20 protein-coding genes and 1 tRNA gene are annotated in these 17,033 nt (G+C 57.7%); 8 read left to right on the top strand and 13 right to left on the bottom strand.

Annotation, left to right across the window (positions count from 1 at the left end; genetic code table 11):
- Positions 1-13 precede the first annotated feature (13 nt).
- Together ACR3E0_RS05195 and pyk are read right to left on the bottom strand one after the other, a co-directional pair.
- The gene (locus ACR3E0_RS05195) at positions 14-451 is read right to left on the bottom strand and encodes a universal stress protein (RefSeq protein ID WP_480476832.1); all 438 of its coding nucleotides are present in this window, start codon (positions 449-451) and stop codon (positions 14-16) included.
- A gap of 276 nt (positions 452-727) precedes the next feature.
- Positions 728-2,173, bottom strand: coding sequence for a pyruvate kinase (gene pyk, locus ACR3E0_RS05190; RefSeq protein WP_480476830.1), 1,446 nt, complete (start codon positions 2,171-2,173; stop codon positions 728-730).
- Positions 2,174-2,290: 117 nt separating this feature from the next.
- On the opposite strand from pyk, the gene ACR3E0_RS05185 reads away from it, so the two are divergent.
- From ACR3E0_RS05185 to ACR3E0_RS05175, 3 genes are all read left to right on the top strand, one after another.
- Positions 2,291-3,028: an N-formylglutamate amidohydrolase gene (locus tag ACR3E0_RS05185; RefSeq protein WP_480476828.1), complete on the top strand. Its 738-nt coding sequence runs from the start codon at positions 2,291-2,293 to the stop codon at positions 3,026-3,028.
- 87 nt (positions 3,029-3,115) lie between these two features.
- Positions 3,116-3,355 (top strand): DUF6868 family protein, encoded by a 240-nt coding sequence (locus ACR3E0_RS05180; protein WP_480476826.1) that lies wholly within the window; start codon positions 3,116-3,118, stop codon positions 3,353-3,355.
- 80 nt (positions 3,356-3,435) lie between these two features.
- Complete coding sequence (locus ACR3E0_RS05175; RefSeq protein ID WP_480476824.1) at positions 3,436-3,750, top strand: DUF1244 domain-containing protein; 315 nt, start codon at positions 3,436-3,438, stop codon at positions 3,748-3,750.
- A 70-nt stretch (positions 3,751-3,820) separates the two neighbouring features.
- Here ACR3E0_RS05175 and ACR3E0_RS05170 read toward each other — a convergent pair whose 3' ends face one another.
- From ACR3E0_RS05170 to dgcN, 3 genes are all read right to left on the bottom strand, one after another.
- Positions 3,821-4,681, bottom strand: a complete 861-nt coding sequence (locus ACR3E0_RS05170) for a D-amino-acid transaminase (RefSeq protein WP_480476822.1) — start codon at positions 4,679-4,681, stop codon at positions 3,821-3,823.
- A 10-nt stretch (positions 4,682-4,691) separates the two neighbouring features.
- The gene (gene dgcA, locus ACR3E0_RS05165; RefSeq protein ID WP_480476820.1) at positions 4,692-5,657 is read right to left on the bottom strand and encodes an N-acetyl-D-Glu racemase DgcA; all 966 of its coding nucleotides are present in this window, start codon (positions 5,655-5,657) and stop codon (positions 4,692-4,694) included.
- A 75-nt stretch (positions 5,658-5,732) separates the two neighbouring features.
- Positions 5,733-6,734 (bottom strand): N-acetyltransferase DgcN, encoded by a 1,002-nt coding sequence (dgcN, locus tag ACR3E0_RS05160; protein WP_480476818.1) that lies wholly within the window; start codon positions 6,732-6,734, stop codon positions 5,733-5,735.
- 294 nt (positions 6,735-7,028) lie between these two features.
- On the opposite strand from dgcN, the gene ACR3E0_RS05155 reads away from it, so the two are divergent.
- Positions 7,029-7,991, top strand: coding sequence for an L-malyl-CoA/beta-methylmalyl-CoA lyase (locus tag ACR3E0_RS05155; protein ID WP_480476816.1), 963 nt, complete (start codon positions 7,029-7,031; stop codon positions 7,989-7,991).
- A 74-nt stretch (positions 7,992-8,065) separates the two neighbouring features.
- Here the strand turns inward: ACR3E0_RS05155 and ACR3E0_RS05150 are convergent, their stop codons facing one another.
- Positions 8,066-8,644 carry a PA14 domain-containing protein gene (locus tag ACR3E0_RS05150; RefSeq protein ID WP_480476814.1) on the bottom strand — a complete coding sequence of 193 codons (579 nt, stop codon included), beginning with the start codon at positions 8,642-8,644 and terminating at the stop codon, positions 8,066-8,068.
- Between the two features lie 119 nt (positions 8,645-8,763).
- Positions 8,764-9,216 carry an Lrp/AsnC family transcriptional regulator gene (locus ACR3E0_RS05145; RefSeq protein WP_480476812.1) on the bottom strand — a complete coding sequence of 151 codons (453 nt, stop codon included), beginning with the start codon at positions 9,214-9,216 and terminating at the stop codon, positions 8,764-8,766.
- A 73-nt stretch (positions 9,217-9,289) separates the two neighbouring features.
- On the opposite strand from ACR3E0_RS05145, the gene ACR3E0_RS05140 reads away from it, so the two are divergent.
- Positions 9,290-9,886, top strand: coding sequence for a LysE family translocator (locus tag ACR3E0_RS05140; RefSeq protein ID WP_480476810.1), 597 nt, complete (start codon positions 9,290-9,292; stop codon positions 9,884-9,886).
- Between the two features lies 1 nt (position 9,887).
- Here the strand turns inward: ACR3E0_RS05140 and ACR3E0_RS05135 are convergent, their stop codons facing one another.
- Positions 9,888-10,721 (bottom strand): AraC family transcriptional regulator, encoded by an 834-nt coding sequence (locus ACR3E0_RS05135; protein WP_480476808.1) that lies wholly within the window; start codon positions 10,719-10,721, stop codon positions 9,888-9,890.
- A 124-nt stretch (positions 10,722-10,845) separates the two neighbouring features.
- Here ACR3E0_RS05135 and ACR3E0_RS05130 point away from each other — a divergent pair, with 124 nt between their 5' ends.
- Complete coding sequence (locus ACR3E0_RS05130; RefSeq protein ID WP_480476806.1) at positions 10,846-11,808, top strand: acetyl-CoA carboxylase carboxyltransferase subunit alpha; 963 nt, start codon at positions 10,846-10,848, stop codon at positions 11,806-11,808.
- Between the two features lie 5 nt (positions 11,809-11,813).
- Here the strand turns inward: ACR3E0_RS05130 and ACR3E0_RS05125 are convergent, their stop codons facing one another.
- From ACR3E0_RS05125 to ACR3E0_RS05115, 3 genes are all read right to left on the bottom strand, one after another.
- Positions 11,814-12,953 (bottom strand): lytic murein transglycosylase, encoded by a 1,140-nt coding sequence (locus ACR3E0_RS05125; protein WP_480476804.1) that lies wholly within the window; start codon positions 12,951-12,953, stop codon positions 11,814-11,816.
- Positions 12,954-13,075: 122 nt separating this feature from the next.
- On the bottom strand, positions 13,076-13,723 hold the full coding sequence (locus ACR3E0_RS05120; protein ID WP_480476802.1) for a GntR family transcriptional regulator: 648 nt from the start codon (positions 13,721-13,723) through the stop codon (positions 13,076-13,078).
- 30 nt (positions 13,724-13,753) lie between these two features.
- Positions 13,754-14,449: a M48 family metallopeptidase gene (locus ACR3E0_RS05115; protein WP_480476800.1), complete on the bottom strand. Its 696-nt coding sequence runs from the start codon at positions 14,447-14,449 to the stop codon at positions 13,754-13,756.
- 100 nt (positions 14,450-14,549) lie between these two features.
- On the opposite strand from ACR3E0_RS05115, the gene ACR3E0_RS05110 reads away from it, so the two are divergent.
- A complete protein-coding gene (locus ACR3E0_RS05110; RefSeq protein ID WP_480476798.1) occupies positions 14,550-14,879 on the top strand; it encodes a TIGR02300 family protein in 330 nt (109 codons plus the stop codon).
- A gap of 140 nt (positions 14,880-15,019) precedes the next feature.
- Positions 15,020-15,095, top strand: a tRNA-Ala gene (locus ACR3E0_RS05105).
- Positions 15,096-15,279: 184 nt separating this feature from the next.
- On the opposite strand, the gene ACR3E0_RS05100 is transcribed toward ACR3E0_RS05105, so the two are convergent.
- Positions 15,280-15,891, bottom strand: coding sequence for a hypothetical protein (locus tag ACR3E0_RS05100; protein ID WP_480476796.1), 612 nt, complete (start codon positions 15,889-15,891; stop codon positions 15,280-15,282).
- Between the two features lie 24 nt (positions 15,892-15,915).
- Positions 15,916-16,536 carry a thermonuclease family protein gene (locus ACR3E0_RS05095; RefSeq protein ID WP_480476794.1) on the bottom strand — a complete coding sequence of 207 codons (621 nt, stop codon included), beginning with the start codon at positions 16,534-16,536 and terminating at the stop codon, positions 15,916-15,918.
- Positions 16,537-17,033 lie beyond the last annotated feature (497 nt).

Genomic DNA, 17,033 nt, shown 5'->3' with positions numbered 1-17,033 from the left:
GTTTTGCCTCCCTTTACTTCACGACCGTGACCGGAACATCGGCATGCATGACCAGATTCTGAGTCGAACTGCCGAACAGGCGTTTCTTGAATCCGTGTTCGGATGCCCGGCCGACAACGATCTGCGAACCACCATTTTCAACGGTGATGGCATTCAATGTCTCGGCAACATCGCCGTGACGCACAATACCGTGCGCCTCAAACCCGGCTGCTTTCAATGCATCGACCGCAGGCGTGATGATACGTGTTGTCGCCAATTCAACCTCTTCCTCGCGCCGCTTATGGCGCTGGGCGTTTTCTTCCGGTGTCTGGAAAGTGTAGGGGGACCATTCGATCACATAGGCCACCAGCAGTTCGCATGAACCGATCCGTTCGGCCAAATCCTTGGCAAAAGCAATCGCGCGTTCTCCGGTATCTGTCCCGTCCAGTCCTATGACAATTTTCGTTGTCATCTCGTTCCTCCGTTATTGTTTGTTTATCCGGGGCCCGTGCCCCCGGCAGGGCAGCCGGAACTTGGAACAAATTATTTGACTGCCCTTGGGTCGAATATCGGGAAATTCCACCTGAAAATGAAATGTATTTTTCCAAATTTGTCCCAAACGGTCGAATCCTACTGAAAAACAAGGATTTTTTCTGCAGTCGCAATGCACAGAAACGGCCCCATTCAATGCCGAGGCGGATGGGGCCGTGGGTTCAGTTTGGCTTTTTTCAGAGAAACGGGTGGCCGCTTACTCCGGATCGGTGCTGTAGATGAGACGTTCGTCGCACGGGGCAACGCGCAGGATGTTCGTCGTCCCCGGCACATTGAACGGGACGCCCGCGGTGACCACAATCTGGTCGGATTCCGTGGCAAATCCCCCTGCCCTTGCGGCGCGCGCCGCATTCACAACAGCCCCTTTGAAGCGCTCCAGTTCCGGTGTCATGACGCAATTGCAGCCCCAACTCAGGCACAGCCTGCGCGCGGTGCCTTTTTGTGACGTCATAGCAATGATAGGCACGCCGGGCCGTTCCCGTGCCGTCAAAGACGCCGTGGTGCCGCTCTGGGTGAAACAGCAGATTGCCTTGATCTCGGTTTTCTCCGCGATCTCGCGGGCGGCAGCGACAATTCCGTCCGCAACGGTTGTTCCTTTGGCACTGCGCGAGGCTGCGATGATCTGGGTGTATGTTGGGTCGGCTTCAACCTCGATCGCAACCTTGTTCATCGTCTGCACCGCTTCGACGGGATAAGAGCCGGCTGCAGATTCGGCGCTGAGCATGATTGCGTCGGTGCCCTCATAGATGGCCGTCGCCACATCTGATACCTCGGCGCGTGTGGGCATCGGGCTTTCGATCATGCTTTCCAGCATCTGTGTGGCCACGATCACCGGCTTGGCCGCGCTGCGGCACCGGCGGACCAGACGTTTCTGGATCGGAGGTACGGCTGAAACCGGTAATTCCACCCCGAGATCACCCCGCGCGACCATAATCCCGTCGGATGCATCCAGAATATCCTCAAACGCCTCAACCGCCGCAGGTTTTTCGATCTTGGACAGGATCGCGGCGCGCCCATCGGCCAGCGACCGGGCCTCGAACACATCCTTGGCGCGCTGCACAAAGCTGAGCGCCAGCCAGTCGACGCCAAGCTGGCAGACAAACTCAAGATCGTCGCGGTCCTTGGCGGACAAAGCGGCCAGCGGCAGGACGACATCTGGCACATTGACCCCTTTGCGGTTCGAAATCGTACCGCCGATTTCGACAGCGCAATTGGCAAAGTCCTGACCACACTCCTGCACGGTCAGACGAATCTTGCCGTCATTGACAAGAAGGCGCGCACCGGGTTCGAGTGCTGCAAAAATCTCCGGGTGTGGCAGGCAAACACGGGTTGCATCACCCGCCGCCGGGTCGAGGTCCAGTCGAAACGGCGCGCCCTCTTCCAGCTCTTCGGCATCATTTGCAAACACTCCAACGCGCAGTTTTGGCCCTTGCAGGTCGGCCAGAATGGCAATCGGGCTGTCCAGATCCTTTTCCACCTGCCGGATGATGCGATGCCGTTCACGGATTTCGTCATGGCTGCCGTGGCTCATGTTCAGGCGAAACACATCCGCCCCGGCCTCGTGTAGAGCGCGGATGGTGTCATAATCACTGGACGCCGGTCCCAGCGTCGCCACGATTTTCACATTTCTCAGGCGTCGCATTGGTCTTGCTCTCCTCGATTACTCAATGTTATCGCAAACAGTACTTGAGGTGCTTATTGCGCAATTCCCTTTCACAGGCAACTGCCCTACACCTGCGGCAAACTTGATGACAGGCTTATGACGTACACCCCGTTCTTTATCCACGGCGAGGATCGCCCATCCCGCTGGCTGATCACATGCGACCATGCAACCAATGCCGTCCCGCCCGAGATCAATGGCGGCGATCTGGGTCTGCCGCGTGAGGATATGGAGCGTCACATCGCATATGACGTGGGCGCATACGAGGTGTCGAAGCACTTGGGCGAGATATTGAACGCGCCCGTTATTGCAGCCAATTTTTCGCGACTGGTGATTGATCCGAACCGGGGTGAAGACGATCCGACCCTGCTGATGAAACTCTATGACGGGTCAATCATTCCCGGGAACCGACACGCGAATGCAGCGGAGCGTGAGCGGCGGCTGAACATGTGCTATCGCCCCTATCACGACGCGCTGGAACGTTTGGCCGCGCTGCCTCATGCCATCGTCGTGTCTATGCACTCCTTTACCCGGCAACTGCGCGGACGCGAACCGCGCCCATGGCATGTTGGCGTATTGCATACCCCCGACGAACGGTTCTCGCGCCCGCTGATCGACAGGCTCGAAGCCGAAGGCGATCTGTGCATCGGCGTCAATGAGCCCTACACAGGCGTCCTGCCGGGGGACGCCATTGACCGGCATTGCACGACATTCGGACGCCCCAACGCTCTGATTGAGCTGCGCAACAATCTGATCGCGGACCACACCGGTCAGCGCGCCTGGGCAGAACGGCTGGCCCCTATTTTACAGGACGCTTTGGGAGAAAGCGGTCTGTGACGCAGGGTCAGGCGTAGTCGGTTTTCAACCACATATCCTTGAGAAATCATCGCCTTAACCCCATATTGAGCGGGAAAGGAGACGACCATGACCCAGGAGTTCCTGACGACCGTCTTCGGATGGATGACCGTCCTAAACTTTGCCGTTTTGCTGTTTAGTACCGTGATGATCGTGATCTTGCAGGATCGCATCGCCGGGATTCACGGCAGGATGTTTCAGATGGGCAGTACCGATGTCAAAAAGGCGTATTTCAAGTATCTGGCCAACTACAAGATACTGACAATCGTGTTTTGCCTGATGCCGTGGGCGGCTTTGAAACTGGCTTGAGGTTTGCGTGTTTGTTGTAACGCAGTCTTCGGATGGTTAGGTCATAAACAAAACGCAAGACAACCGTTCGGAGACCGCCCATGGACCAGCAGACAGAAATCGAACTTCAGGCCGCCGCTTTTCGCCGGCTGCAACAGCACCTGATGGAAGATCGCACCGATGTTCAAAACATCGACATGATGAACCTGACGGGTTTTTGCCGAAACTGCCTGTCACGCTGGTATCAGGAAGCGGCCAATGAAAAAGGCATCGAGATGGGCAAGGACGAGGCCCGCGAGAAGTTTTATGGCATGACCATGGATGAATGGAAAGCCAACTATCAGACCGAGGCCAGCCCAGAAAAACAGGCCGCTTTTGAAGTCGCCTTCGAAGAGAATGTTGGCAAGAAAGAGTGAAGGCTGAACCCTTGCCAAGAACAACGGCCCGCCAAAATGGCGGGCCTTTCCTTGATCAGCTTCAACTCACTCAGATGGCGGCTTTGCGGCTTTCGTCCAGATAGATTTCACGTAGCCGTTTCGCGATCGGTCCCGGCGTGCCATCCCCAAGTTGCACGCCATCGATCTCAATCACCGGCATGACAAAGGCGCTGGCCGAGGTTGTGAATGCTTCATCTGCCGCCTTCGCTTCGTCAATCGTGAACAGGCGTTCTTCGATCTCCATCTGTGCCTCGGCGGCCATACGCAAGACCGCCTTGCGGGTAATGCCGTGCAGGATATCGTTGGACAGAGGACGCGTGACAATCTTACCGCCTTTGACGAAATAGGCATTGTTGCTGGTGCCCTCGGTGACGTAGCCATCCTCGACCATCCAGGCATCATCCGCACCCGCCTTCTTGGCCATCATCTTGCCCATGGACGGATAGAGCAACTGAACGGTCTTGATGTCGCGGCGACCCCAGCGGATGTCGTCGATCGAGATGATCTTGGCGCCTTTTCGCGAGGCGGGGCTGTCCGCCAACCCGGGCTTGTTCTGGGTAAACAGGACAATAGTTGGCTTTGTATCGTCAGCCGGGAAGACGAAGTCCCGGTCACCATCGCTGCCGCGCGAGACTTGAAGGTAAATCAGACCTTCATCGATATCGTTCAGGTCCACCAGCCTGCGATGGATTTCCAGCAACGCGTCCTTGCTGCACGGTTCGGCCATGTCCAACTCGTCGAGCGATCGTTTGAGGCGGACCGCATGCCCGTCAAAATCGATCAACTTTCCATCCAGCACACTTGTGACTTCGTAAACGGCGTCCGCCATCAGGAACCCGCGATCAAAGATGGAGATCTTGGCCTCGGTTTCGGGCAGGTATTCACCATTCACATAAACGGTACGGGTCATCTTTGTCTCCTCAGCCCCAGAGTGCCGCGCCAGGCGGGTGCACTCCGGCGTCATCAAATATCAGCGGGTTGTCACGGTCTTCGGCCAAGAGGAGCGGGCCGTCAAGGTCCGTAACCATCGCACCCTGCGCCACAAGCGTTGCCGGCGCCATGGCCAGAGAGCTGCCGACCATGCAGCCGACCATGATGCGATACCCCTCCGTCAGCGCGGCCTGACGCAGGGCGAGCGCCTCGGTCAGGCCACCGGTTTTGTCGACCTTGATGTTGATCACATCGTATTTGCCTTTGAGGGCTGGCAGGCTGTTGCGATCATGACAGGATTCGTCGGCACAAACCGGCACCGGGCGCTCCATCCCGATCAGCGCATCATCGTCACCGGCGGGCAAGGGCTGTTCGACCAGCGCCACACCCAGCCGAACAAGATGTGGTGCCAAATCGGTATAGACGTCGGCCGACCATCCTTCGTTGGCATCCACGATGATCTTTGAATTCGGAGCACCTGCGCGCACCGCCTCAAGTCGCGGCATGTCATCCGCTGTGCCCAACTTGATTTTCAGCAGCGGGCGAAAAGCGTTCTGGGCGGCTTGTGCTTGCATGGCTTCGGGGGTGTCCAGCGACAAGGTATAGGCCGTTATCTCCGGCCCCGGTTCGGGCAGGCCTGCCAGATCCCACGCCCGTTTGCCAGCTTGTTTGCATTCGAGGTCCCAGAGCGCGCAATCGACAGCATTGCGCGCGGCCCCGGCGGGCAACAGCCCCATCAGATCGGTACGGCTAAAACCCTCGGGCAAGCCAGCGATTTCAGCCTCGACCGACGCCGGCGTCTCATTGTACCGGACGTAAGGCACGCACTCGCCCCAGCCTTGGTGTGTACCGTCGGAAATACGCACGGTCAAAACCTCAGCCTGTGTCCGCGATCCGCGCGAAATGGTAAAGACCTGCGCCAGTTGGAACACATCGCGAGAGACGTCTACCTGCACCCGCACACTCCTTCATCTTTTGATAGCCATTCGCGCTGGAAGCAGTGCCTGCCGACCGCCGCCGTGCCGTTTAGATCAGATCGCGGCGAGCGCGTCGACCAGCTTGCCGGGCCCGAACCGGAAGGGGTCGGTGGCTGGCAGTCCCATTTCGGCTTCGAGCTTGGCGAGATACGCGCTGGCGTCTTCTTCGCTCATATGCTGGGTGTTCACGGAGATGCCGATGACTTGGCAATCGGGGTTCGCAACCTGCGCCAGATCGAGTGCCGTGTCGCGGAGGGTTTCGAGGGACGGCAACTGATAGGTCGGCAGACCGCGCATATGCTCGCGTGTTGGCTCGTGAGACAGAATCAGCGCATCGGGCTGGCCCCCGTGGATCAGCGCCATTGTCACACCGGAATAAGAGACGTGAAACAAAGACCCCTGCCCTTCGATCAGATCCCAGTGATCGTCGTCATTGTCTGGCGTCAGCCATTCGACCGAGCCTGCCATGAAATCCGCGACAACAGCGTCCAACGGCACGCCATCGCCGGTGATCAGGATACCAGTCTGACCGGTCGCGCGGAACGTGGATTTCATCCCGCGGGTGCGCATCTCGGCATCCATTGCCATCGCCGTGTACATTTTGCCGACCGAGCAATCCGTTCCGACCGCCAGACACCGTTTGCCTTTGCGCTTGATGCCATTGGCAATTGGGTACTCGACTTCGGGAACACGGACATCATGCAGTTTGCGCCCGGTTGCTTCGGCCACGGCCACCAGATCAGGCTCATCGCGCAGCAGATTGTGCAGGCCCGACGCCAGATCGAACCCTTCCTCAAGCGCCATCACGAGGACCTTCTTCCATTCCTGGCTGATCACCCCACCCCGATTGGCAACACCGATCACCACAGTCTTGGCTCCCGCAGCGCGCGCTTCGGTCAGGGTCATGTCCGTCAGGCCCAGATCAGCCTTGCAGCCCTCCATCCGGTACTGCCCCACCGCATTCTCCGGGCGCCAGTCCTTGATCCCAATCGCAACTTTGGCCGCCAGTTGGTCGGGCGCATCACCCAAAAACAGCAGATACGGTGTCTCGATCATTGCGCTGCACTCCTTTGATTCTGGCATAAGCTAGAGAACCGCTAAAACGAGCGTTTCGCGTTTTGATTACGCAGCCCGCAGGCACATGCAACAATTTTGCATGCTTTACCGATTTCCCGCAAAAATCTCCGAAGTTTGCAAACTGATTAAACTTTCATCGCCGCCACATACGCGATCCGCCGTGCATTCTGCGTTTGCATTGCCGCGATTGCACAATGCGACTTGCACAAGCATGCGCAATTTAATACCCCGGCACGCGAGCAAATCGCAACTTCATTACCCAACGAGGTCAAGATGAGTTTCCGCATTCAACCCACCGCCCCGGCCCGCCCCAACCGTTGCCAGCTGTTTGGCCCCGGTTCGAACACCAAGCTGTTCCCCAAGATGGCCGCGTCGGCCGCAGACGTGATCAACCTGGACCTCGAGGACTCGGTTGCCCCTTCGGACAAGGACGCCGCCCGTACAAACGTGATCGAAGCGCTCAACACCGTCGACTGGGGCAACAAATACATGTCGGTGCGCATCAACGGGCTGGATACACCCTATTGGTACCGGGATGTGGTGGATGTGCTGGAACAGGCCGGTGACCGGTTGGATCAGATCATGATTCCCAAAGTCGGTTGCGCGGCGGACGTCTACGCAGTTGATGCGCTGGTTACGGCGGTTGAGCGCGCAAAGGGCCGGTCCAAGCCAATTTCTTTTGAGGTCATCATCGAATCCGCTGCAGGCATCGCTCATGTGGAAGAGATCGCAGCGGCGTCCCCGCGGATGCAAGCCATGAGCCTGGGTGCTGCCGACTTCGCAGCCTCGATGGGCATGCAGACCACCGGCATCGGTGGCACGCAGGAAAATTACTACATGCTGCGGGATGGCGAAAAGCACTGGTCTGATCCATGGCACTGGGCTCAGGCTGCTATCGTCGCCGCCTGCCGCACCCATGGCGTTCTGCCGGTAGATGGTCCGTTCGGCGATTTCTCTGATGACGATGGCTATATCGCACAGGCTAAGCGGTCTGCCACGCTTGGGATGGTTGGCAAATGGGCCATCCACCCCAAGCAGATCGCGTTGGCCAACGAGGTATTCACGCCGTCAGACGAAGCGGTATCAGAAGCCCGCGAAATCCTGGCTGCAATGGAACAAGCGAAAGCAAACGGCGAAGGCGCGACGGTATACAAAGGCCGACTGGTCGATATCGCCTCAATCAAGCAGGCCGAAGTAATCGTGGCGCAGGCCGAACTGATTGCCGCGAACGGGTAACACCGGTGCAACCCAAAAAGCGAAAAGGCGCCCATGTGGCGCCTTTTCGATTCAAGGTGACTATCTCAAGGGTATCAGCGGCCAAAGACGTCGTTGGGTGTCCAGGTGAACCGCTCGCCCTGCTTGCCCCATTTCATCATCAGGCACGACGACCCATACTTTTGAAAGTAGTTGATTTTGATTGGATACCACCCTGCCTGCGGCACTTCGACTTCGGTTCGCTGATTGGCTTCGCAGGGTTGACGACCGTTCACATAGCCAATCTGCTGGCCACCGACCCACGCTTCAAGCCCATCATTTGACCACGTTTCCAGCTCATAAACGCCAGCAGAATCGAAACGGATGTAACCTGTAATTTCGGCGGCAACGTTGTACGCCTGATTGTATGTCAGAACCGGATCGCCATCTTCCGTATCGCGATAGTCCAAGCCCTGCAAAGGCGGCCCCGCTTTCGCCTTTTTCAGAAGGAGTTCAACTTTGGACAGGTTCTGAATTTTCCGGGGCGGGTTCCCCTCCCATGCGTATTTCACATTCAGACCCGATTGCGGGCTGGGCTGCGGGCTTGCGGGCTGCAGTTTCAAAGGGGCGGCAACAACCGATCCAGCGAATACCGCCATGGCAATTGCAATCGCTCCGGTTCGAACGAGTTTCATATATGTCTCCCTGTGCGCGCCCTATTCTTTGGGGATTGTCCCTTGGGCGTCGTCATCGAGATGACACTAGGACGTGAGTTTTGACCCTGCAAGAGAGTGAAAGTTCACATTTTCAAACGTCAGGCCCTTAAATCCTTGGGCGAGCCCATCACAACGTAGGATGTGATTGAGGTCACATGCGGCAACGTTCCCAGTACTTCGGTGTGGAACATTTTATAGGATGGCAGGTCAGCGCATTCGACGCGCAACAGGTATTCGATGGTGCCGGTGATGTTGTGACACTCCACGACTTCCGGCGCGTCCTGCAAGGCACGTTCGAACCCTTCCTGCGCTGCTTTGGTGTGTTCCCCCAGTCCGACACCGATATAGGCGACAAAACCGATACCCAACGCTGCCGGGTTCTGAACGGCCCTATATCCAGTGATCACACCTGTGCGCTCCAACTCTTGCACCCGGCGTAGACAGGCCGAGGGGGACAGGTCGACACGATCCGCCAATTCCAGATTGCTGATACGACCGTCTCGCGACAGTTCGCGCAATATTTGTCGGTTTTTCTCGTCAAACTTCGTCATTAGTTGCGACTGTAATGCCAGTTTGCACAAGAACGCAATTTCATTTGCTGCCAAATGGGCAATGATCCTCGGTATGACCTATGACCTCCTGCTTGCCCTGCTGGTCTTTGCGTTTGTCTCTTCGATCACGCCAGGGCCAAACAATCTGATGTTGATGGCTTCCGGCGCCAATTTCGGTTTTCGCCGCACGATCCCGCATATGCTGGGGATAGGTCTGGGCTTTACCTTCATGGTCTTGCTGGTCGGAGCCGGGCTGGTGCAGATATTCGACAGATATCCGGTCAGCTACGTGATCCTAAAGATCGCATCGGTGGCCTACCTGCTGTTTCTCGCGTGGAAGATCGCACATGCTGCGCCGGCCCGGGGAGCGACGGCGACCGGGGTGCCGATGACGTTTCTGCAGGCTGCGGCCTTCCAGTGGGTCAACCCAAAAGCCTGGGCCATGGCGCTGACAGCCACTACGGCCTATGCCCCCGGGCAAACTCTGAATGCCATTGTGATTGTCGCACTGGTGTTCGGAGCGGTGAACCTGCCCTCGGTCAGCACTTGGACTGTTCTGGGACAACAGATGGCGCGGGTTCTGACGAACCCGCGCCGGTTGCTGGTGTTCAATTGGACAATGGCCGTGCTGCTTGTGGCCTCGCTCTATCCGGTGCTCTGGCCCGGATGAGTCATTTCAGCGGTAGACAGATTTCCGTCAGAAGGTCGTCGGGTGCCGTTTCGCGTGGATCGTTCAGGTAGATCTCATAACACGGCTGATCTGCCGGTTCTTCTCCTGACTCCGGTAGCCAGTTGCCAAACAGGCTGTGATAAGCGGCCTGAAGCCCGGAATACGGACCCTTGAAGGTCATGACAGCCGTCTTCCCGCCCGGTATTTCAAGGTCTTCCATACCGTCCGGGGTTTCTTTGCCGCCAAATTCAGCCCCCGCATAACTGCGCAACTGATCTGCGGGAACGGTGTCAGGGCCGTCGAGATAGACACCAATCATCGGTCCGACCTGCGGCCACAGCTTGCGCGACTCGCAGAGGGCGGCGAAGGCCTCAAAGCTCTTGCCAATTTCGCCATAGGCCCCTTTGTGCAGAAGCGCTACGACGCGGCGGGCCGGTTCTGTTCGTGTTGTCACGGGGTACATTGGATATTCTCCGGTTCTGAAGTTTGGGTTGGCTGGCAGAAACTGTCCCGCCTTTCGAAAGGCTGACGGGCTTCGGCCATAGGCCTCGGAAAAGGCCCGTGCAAAAGACTTCAGGTTGGGATAACCGACCTCCACCGCGATCCTGGCGACCGGCTTGTCGGACTGCACCAGCATCGTGGCGGCACGGTGCAACCGCAAACGCCGCACGGATTGCGCACAGGTTTCGCCGGTAATCGCGCGAAACACGCGATGCCAGTGAAACCGCGACATGGCGGCAACATCCGCGAGCCGGTCCAGTGACAGGTCCCCGGCGGGGTTGTCATGGATGTAGGCCAGTACGCGCAAGACACGGTCTTCGTAACTGGTGGCCATATGGGTATCCTTCTCGTCTACTTGCCAAATCGAGATCGCATATTCCCAACCCACAAATCTTGCTGAGTTGCATCCCGGTCGACCTTTGGTCATATAGCAGGGAACTTCCGCGTTGAGAGGCGTCATGACCCAGTATCTGGATTTCGAGAAACCGCTGGCCGAAATCGAAGGCAAGGCAGAAGAGCTACGCGCGCTGGCCCGGGCAAACGAAGAGATGGACGTGGCTGAAGAAGCCGCCGCACTGGACGCCAAGGCCGCGAAGCTGCTGGATGAGCTTTATGCCGATCTGACCCCGTGGCGGAAATGCCAGGTGGCGCGGCATCCCGAGCGTCCCCACTGCAACGATTATGTCGACGCGTTGTTCACCGAGTTCACGCCACTTGCGGGTGACCGAAACTTTGCGGACGATCTGGCCGTCATCGGCGGGCTGGCCCGGTTTGACGATCAGCCTGTGATGGTGATCGGGCACGAGAAAGGATCGGACACCAAATCGCGGATCGAACGGAATTTCGGCATGGCCCGCCCGGAAGGATACCGCAAGGCGGTGCGCCTGATGGAAATGGCGGGTCGGTTTGGCCTGCCGGTGATCACCCTGATCGACACTGCAGGCGCCTACCCCGGCAAAGGGGCTGAGGAGCGCGGCCAGTCCGAAGCCATCGCACGATCGACCGAGATGTGCCTGAAGATCGGTGTGCCGCTGGTCTCTGTCATCATCGGCGAAGGCGGATCGGGCGGGGCTGTGGCCTTTGCCACGGCCAACCGCGTCGCGATGCTGGAACACTCGGTCTATTCGGTGATTTCTCCCGAGGGCTGTGCCTCGATCTTGTGGAAGGATTCCGAGAAGATGCGCGAGGCAGCAGAGGCGCTGCGCCTGACGGCTCAGGACCTTCATAAGCTTGGCGTGTGCGACCACATTATTACCGAACCCAAGGGAGGCGCGCATCGCGACCGCCCTGCGGCTGTCGAGTCCGTGCGGTCCGCAATCGCGGCGATGTTGGAGGAACTGGACGGAAAAGATTCGGCGGCCCTGATCAAGGATCGCCGCCAGAAATTCCTGGATATCGGTTCAAAGGGTCTGGCGGCCTGATCTTTTCAGCCACCCAGTTGCCGGAGCAACGCCAGTGAGGGTTGCCCTGTGGTAGGCAATCCATTGGCACGCTGATATGCGCTGATTGCGGCTTCGGTGTTCTTGCCGACCACGCCATCGGCTCCTTGTGTGTCGTATCCCGCCGACGTCAGCCTCCTCTGAAGCTCTTTGCGGTCGTCCAGCGTCAGACCCGTCGCGTCGGGTCCAAATGAGGCCTGAAACGGAGCGCCACCCGCGATCCGGTCGGACAAGTGACCAACCCCGATCGCGTAGCTGTCAGAATTGTTATACCGCTTTATCACCTGAAAATTGCGGAACACGGCGATGCGCGGCCCCGGAGTCTGGGGCTGCAGCACTGCAACCGGAGTGCCGGAATTCGCCGCCGCCGATCCGACCTCACCGCCCCAGGGCTGGCCGCGCACCCAGCCGGACCGCGCCAGATAGGCGGCCGTCGAGGCCAGTGAATCCGTCGGGTCCTCGGCCCAGATATCCCGCCGCCCGTCGCCGGTGAAATCCACCGCATAGGCCAGATAGGACGTCGGAATGAACTGTGTATGTCCCATCGCCCCGGCCCAGCTGCCGGTCATATTGGCAGGCGTTGTGTCACCGTTCTGCAGAATCTTCATCGCTGCAATCAACTGGCTTTCAAAAAACTGCCCGCGCCGCCCGTCATAGGCCAGAGTCGACAAGGCCGACACCACAGGAACATCCCCGCGCCGCGCGCCGTAACGGCTCTCAAGCCCCCAAACCGCGACGACAACTTCCTTGTCGACGCCGTACTGGGATTCGATCCGCGACAAAGTCGGGCCGTGACGTTGCAGCATCTGCTGGCCGGTGCTGATCCGTTCATCCGAGGCGGCAATTGCGAGGTAGTCTTCGAGTGAGCGTTTGAATTCGACCTGATTGCGGTCCCGCTCGATCACGCCGGGCAGGTAGCCGGCTCCCTGAAAGGCTCGGTTTATTGTCGATTGCGAAATCCCCTGAGACGCTGCGCGCCCTTTGAAGCTGGCAACCCAGGCATCATACCCTGAATTTGGCACCGCCTGCATTCGGGACGCAGGGGCCCGGGCCGGCGGATTGGCGTCTGAACAGGCCGCCAATAGGGTTGATCCAAGTCCTATGGAAAAGGTCCGTCGATTCATCATGACTGAAATCTGCTCTTGTTGTGATTTTCTTCAGAGTAACCCAGTCGGACCGTTCAGACCAGAACGACGCGATGCCAACAGGGCTCGAATTTCATGAGGCTCAGTGGGTTGCCAGAACCTGCTCAGCTGACCAACAGGCGCAGCCCTTGCGTCACGTCGGAGCGGACCGCGAGGCGCAGCCCTGGTTCATCCCCGGCCTTCAGCGCCGCGATAATCAGCTTGTGGTAATGCGGCGGCTCGGTGCGCCGCAGCCGACCATAGAGCGCGCGCATGGTTGGGCCCAATTGCAACCAGACCGTCTCGGCCATGGCCAGCATCGCTGGCGCCTGGGCACGCAAATACAGCGTTCTGTGAAAGTCCAGATTTGCGCGGATATACCCGACCGCATCTCGCTTGGTTACCATTTCGGCAACCGTCATGTTGATGCTCTGCAACCTGTCGATCAGTGCAATATGCGCCCGCGGCAAAGCCCGGCTGGCCAGTTCAACCTCCAGCAAGGCACGCAGAGCCGCCAGCTCTTCGATCCGGTCGTTGGTCAGTTCCGGTGTCGACACACGCCCGGATGTGGACAGAAACAAAGCTCCTTCCGCCGCCAATCGGCGCACAGCCTCGCGCGCTGGCGTCATCGACACACCGAATTCCTTGCCGATCCCACGCAATGTCAAAGCCTGGCCCGGGGCAATCTGCCCGTGCATGATGCGCGACCGCAGCGCGCGATACACCCGATCATGGGTGGCGGTCTGAGAATCTGTAGGGCGCGCGTTCAACATTACCTCATGTGATCACAAATCCCCGCAGGGTCAACTCGAGGATGCATCAAACCGGTAGCGGTGCAAATCTGCCCCATTGTCGCGCAGCCAGCGCCGCTGAGATTTACAGGGTCCGAAAATCCGCTCGACCTGTGCCCAGAACGCCGGCGAATGGTTCATCTCGGCAAGATGAGCCACCTCATGAGCCGCCACGTAGTGCAGAATTTCGGGCGGGGCGAGGATCAAACGCCAGGAAAACATCAACCCGCCCTGCGAACTGCACGACCCCCAGCGAGATCGTGTGTCCCGCAGGGTCAGACTGCTGTACGTGCGGTCCAGCATCGCCGCGTAGTCGTCACAGGCCTCGGTCAATCGATCCCGCGCAAGTTCCTTGAGGAACCGGGCCAGCCGCCGTGCCTCGGATCCTGCCGGCACCGCGATCTCCGATCCTTGCAACTGCACCCGTCGCCCATCGGCGGGCACGATTCGCCGATCGAGCCCTTCGATCGGAAGCATTTGTCCGAGTTCAACTGGCGCAGGGTGCTGTTGATCCTGCAGGTGTCCCCGTATCCAGTCTTCCTTCACACGCGCGAAATCCAGCGCCTCGGATTCAGGAACTCCGTGCGGGTAGGTCAGCGTAACCCGTCCGTCCAACTGGGAAATCCGCAGGCTGATGCGGCGCGCACGCGCCGATTTTCGCAGTGTCAGAGGCACTGGCGGTTTCCCCGGTAATGCATGTTTGCCCATAACCCGGCTTCTCCTGCGCAAAGGCTTTGACAGTGCCCGCCGCCTGTGGCAACTGAGCTGAATCGTTGTTACGACTCACCTGATATCAAGGGGAATTGACATGCCCAAGGAAGAATGGGGCGTAAAGCGCGTTTGCCCGACCACCGGCAAACGGTTTTATGACCTGAACAAGGACCCGATCGTTAGCCCCTACACCGGCGAGGTCGTGGAGCTTGAGACCGGCAAGAGCCGGATGATCTCGGCAGATGCCGAGGATGCCGCTTCGGCCAAGGCACGTGAAAAAGCGTCCGAAGAAGAAGATCTGGTCATCGATGATGACGAGAATGTCGACGTCGATCTGGACGACGACTTGCTGGACGATGATGATGATGACGGCGACAACGTTTCACTGGACGATATTGCCGACGTTCCCTCGGAAGACGAAAGTTAAACCGGACCAGGGGCGGCCAGGGCCGCCTCATTTCACAGCTCGACCCGGTGCTGGAATCTTGTGCCAAGACCTATTTTTGGACTTGCACTCGCGCGCGCTGTCTCATAAACGTCCGTCCACCGCTTAGACGGTTCAGGAAAGGGGCCTTAGCTCAGTTGGGAGAGCGCTTGCATGGCATGCAAGAGGTCAGGGGTTCGACTCCCCTAGGCTCCACCAAAACCTAACGGAACAACTAGATAGCAAGCATTAGAGCGGTGTGACACACAGGTGTGACACAAAATGAAGCTGCATGCGTATCTCTCACTGTCCCGACACGGCATCTACTACTTCCGTTGGCCCCTACCCGACACGACACCAAAACCCCGCACTAGACCAAGCACCACACGTAGGACTGAGTGTATTACTTGTTCGCCACAATTGGTGGAAGCAAGTCAGCGCCACTTCTTAACGGGTTATCTGGAAGCCTCTGTTCCGGAGGTAACGGTGTGATAGCAGGAGCGTCGACAACGACTGTCGGGAACTCATCGCCCCAAAAACCACCCCATCTTACATTGCATTCACCGAGCGCGGAAATGACTTCTGGCGGCACAAGACTTGCTCCAAAAGTCCAAAGGCCCGCTTGTTCATCCCTAACTTCATACGCAACCCTGTCGCTTTGAGAGACATCAAGAAGGGCGACCCAAGTCACGTGATACCCAAGCCTTCTGCCGACAACAAAAAAGAACCCGTCAGCTAGCCGTTCGCTCTCATGTTGATATGGCAGTTCGAGGACAGCTTGTGTCAGTTCCCAAGGTGTTCCGTCGACAGGTTCAATATGGCCATTCACAGTGTTTGCGCAGGACACAACATCTACTGCGACTTCGACCCCTTCGGGAAAAACCGGTTTCGGTACAATTGAGTTCTCAGCAAACACTGGCAAGGAACAGAGAAAGAGTGCCGTCACCAACGCCGAACATAGCGATTTTTTCATGCAAATTAGGTAATTAGTAGAACCCAATGTTTCCAGCGCCATTGTCGTCTTGCCATTGGTTATTCGCTACTTGTTCTGATTGCGCTGTGCTTGCTTGGCTTCGAATTGCTCCCAAACCTTTATGCGCCCCTTTTGCCGTGCGTCAGCCAGCCACAACTTCTTTCTCACTTCGGGCAATTCCAGATCACTGTACTTCCCATCCGAGAACTTCGGCCAGTCTATCGCCATCCCCAGCTTGACCATTTCCGCAGACAGGTCGCGCCCATCTTCAAGGTAGCACTTTGCCACGGTACGACCGTGGGCATCCTCTGCAGTAACCTCTGCCCTCACTTTTTGCCCCTTGCACAGGGATACCAAAGCCCACTTGGCCTTCTTTCTGTAGGGGTGGTTAATCTCGGGTGCATCAACTCCAAACAAGCGCACTTGCTTTTTTTGTATCTTTATCGTGTCACCGTCCACAACGTACGCAGCACCTTCCAAGACAGTAATGGAGGTATTTGGTACTGCACTGCCAGCATCGAAACGTGACGGTTGCTGAACCACTTGGAGGCTGGATGCATCCAATCTCGGCTTCAAGTCCGAAGTTGGTTGGTAGGTCGGCTTAGTGCTTTTGTCGGGCTGGCGTTTGCTGCGTACCACGAACAGCACAACTACCCCTACAATGATAAGCAGTATCAATACTTCCACAGGATCGGGCCTTGTTAATTGTTTAGTTCAAAACAAATGCAGAGAAGTCCGCAAACACACTGCACGTTATGGTTGATACTGGTGTGAGTGAGAGGTTTTATCCAGTGGAAAGTGGCCTAAATCACGTCTCGAACATCCGCCTTGGACCCAAGGCATAACTTGTCGCTACAAAATACCTAGTGTACCAACGTTGTAATGTGTCTTCCTCTGCATTAGCGTCACGAACCATGGTCATAAGGCGATACTCCCGTGTTCTGCTAGTCAGCGTTCTGGTCATCCTGACCGGGTTTGGTACCATTGCTCAGGCCCGATCAATTGGCTGCATCGGCCACCACTGTGAAGGCCAAATGCAATCGGCGAAACACACTGTCGAAGCAATGAGCAGTGGCGATATCACAACCTCAACTACCCACCATGACCCCGACAGTTCAGGAACCGGGGATTGTAACCCCGCTTTCTGTCAAGCAGTTGTATTGCTCGTCCAGAACAGTGAGGCC

This window comes from Ruegeria sp. AJ12 (genome assembly GCF_056536245.1).
This window is presented reverse-complemented; position numbering and strand designations above follow the sequence as displayed.

Coding starts and splice junctions, on each gene's coding strand:
- ACR3E0_RS05185 (WP_480476828.1), top strand. CDS start 2,291: ATGACGTACACCCCGTTCTTTATCCACGGCGAGGATCGCCCATCCCGC.
- ACR3E0_RS05145 (WP_480476812.1), bottom strand. CDS start 9,216: ATGACGAAGTTTGACGAGAAAAACCGACAAATATTGCGCGAACTGTCG.
- ACR3E0_RS05115 (WP_480476800.1), bottom strand. CDS start 14,449: ATGGGCAAACATGCATTACCGGGGAAACCGCCAGTGCCTCTGACACTG.
- ACR3E0_RS05175 (WP_480476824.1), top strand. CDS start 3,436: ATGGACCAGCAGACAGAAATCGAACTTCAGGCCGCCGCTTTTCGCCGG.
- ACR3E0_RS05120 (WP_480476802.1), bottom strand. CDS start 13,723: ATGTTGAACGCGCGCCCTACAGATTCTCAGACCGCCACCCATGATCGG.
- ACR3E0_RS05125 (WP_480476804.1), bottom strand. CDS start 12,953: ATGATGAATCGACGGACCTTTTCCATAGGACTTGGATCAACCCTATTG.
- ACR3E0_RS05170 (WP_480476822.1), bottom strand. CDS start 4,681: ATGACCCGTACCGTTTATGTGAATGGTGAATACCTGCCCGAAACCGAG.
- ACR3E0_RS05155 (WP_480476816.1), top strand. CDS start 7,029: ATGAGTTTCCGCATTCAACCCACCGCCCCGGCCCGCCCCAACCGTTGC.
- ACR3E0_RS05180 (WP_480476826.1), top strand. CDS start 3,116: ATGACCCAGGAGTTCCTGACGACCGTCTTCGGATGGATGACCGTCCTA.
- ACR3E0_RS05140 (WP_480476810.1), top strand. CDS start 9,290: ATGACCTATGACCTCCTGCTTGCCCTGCTGGTCTTTGCGTTTGTCTCT.
- pyk (WP_480476830.1), bottom strand. CDS start 2,173: ATGCGACGCCTGAGAAATGTGAAAATCGTGGCGACGCTGGGACCGGCG.
- ACR3E0_RS05130 (WP_480476806.1), top strand. CDS start 10,846: ATGACCCAGTATCTGGATTTCGAGAAACCGCTGGCCGAAATCGAAGGC.
- ACR3E0_RS05135 (WP_480476808.1), bottom strand. CDS start 10,721: ATGGCCACCAGTTACGAAGACCGTGTCTTGCGCGTACTGGCCTACATC.
- dgcN (WP_480476818.1), bottom strand. CDS start 6,734: ATGATCGAGACACCGTATCTGCTGTTTTTGGGTGATGCGCCCGACCAA.
- ACR3E0_RS05150 (WP_480476814.1), bottom strand. CDS start 8,644: ATGAAACTCGTTCGAACCGGAGCGATTGCAATTGCCATGGCGGTATTC.
- ACR3E0_RS05100 (WP_480476796.1), bottom strand. CDS start 15,891: ATGGCGCTGGAAACATTGGGTTCTACTAATTACCTAATTTGCATGAAA.
- ACR3E0_RS05110 (WP_480476798.1), top strand. CDS start 14,550: ATGCCCAAGGAAGAATGGGGCGTAAAGCGCGTTTGCCCGACCACCGGC.
- ACR3E0_RS05195 (WP_480476832.1), bottom strand. CDS start 451: ATGACAACGAAAATTGTCATAGGACTGGACGGGACAGATACCGGAGAA.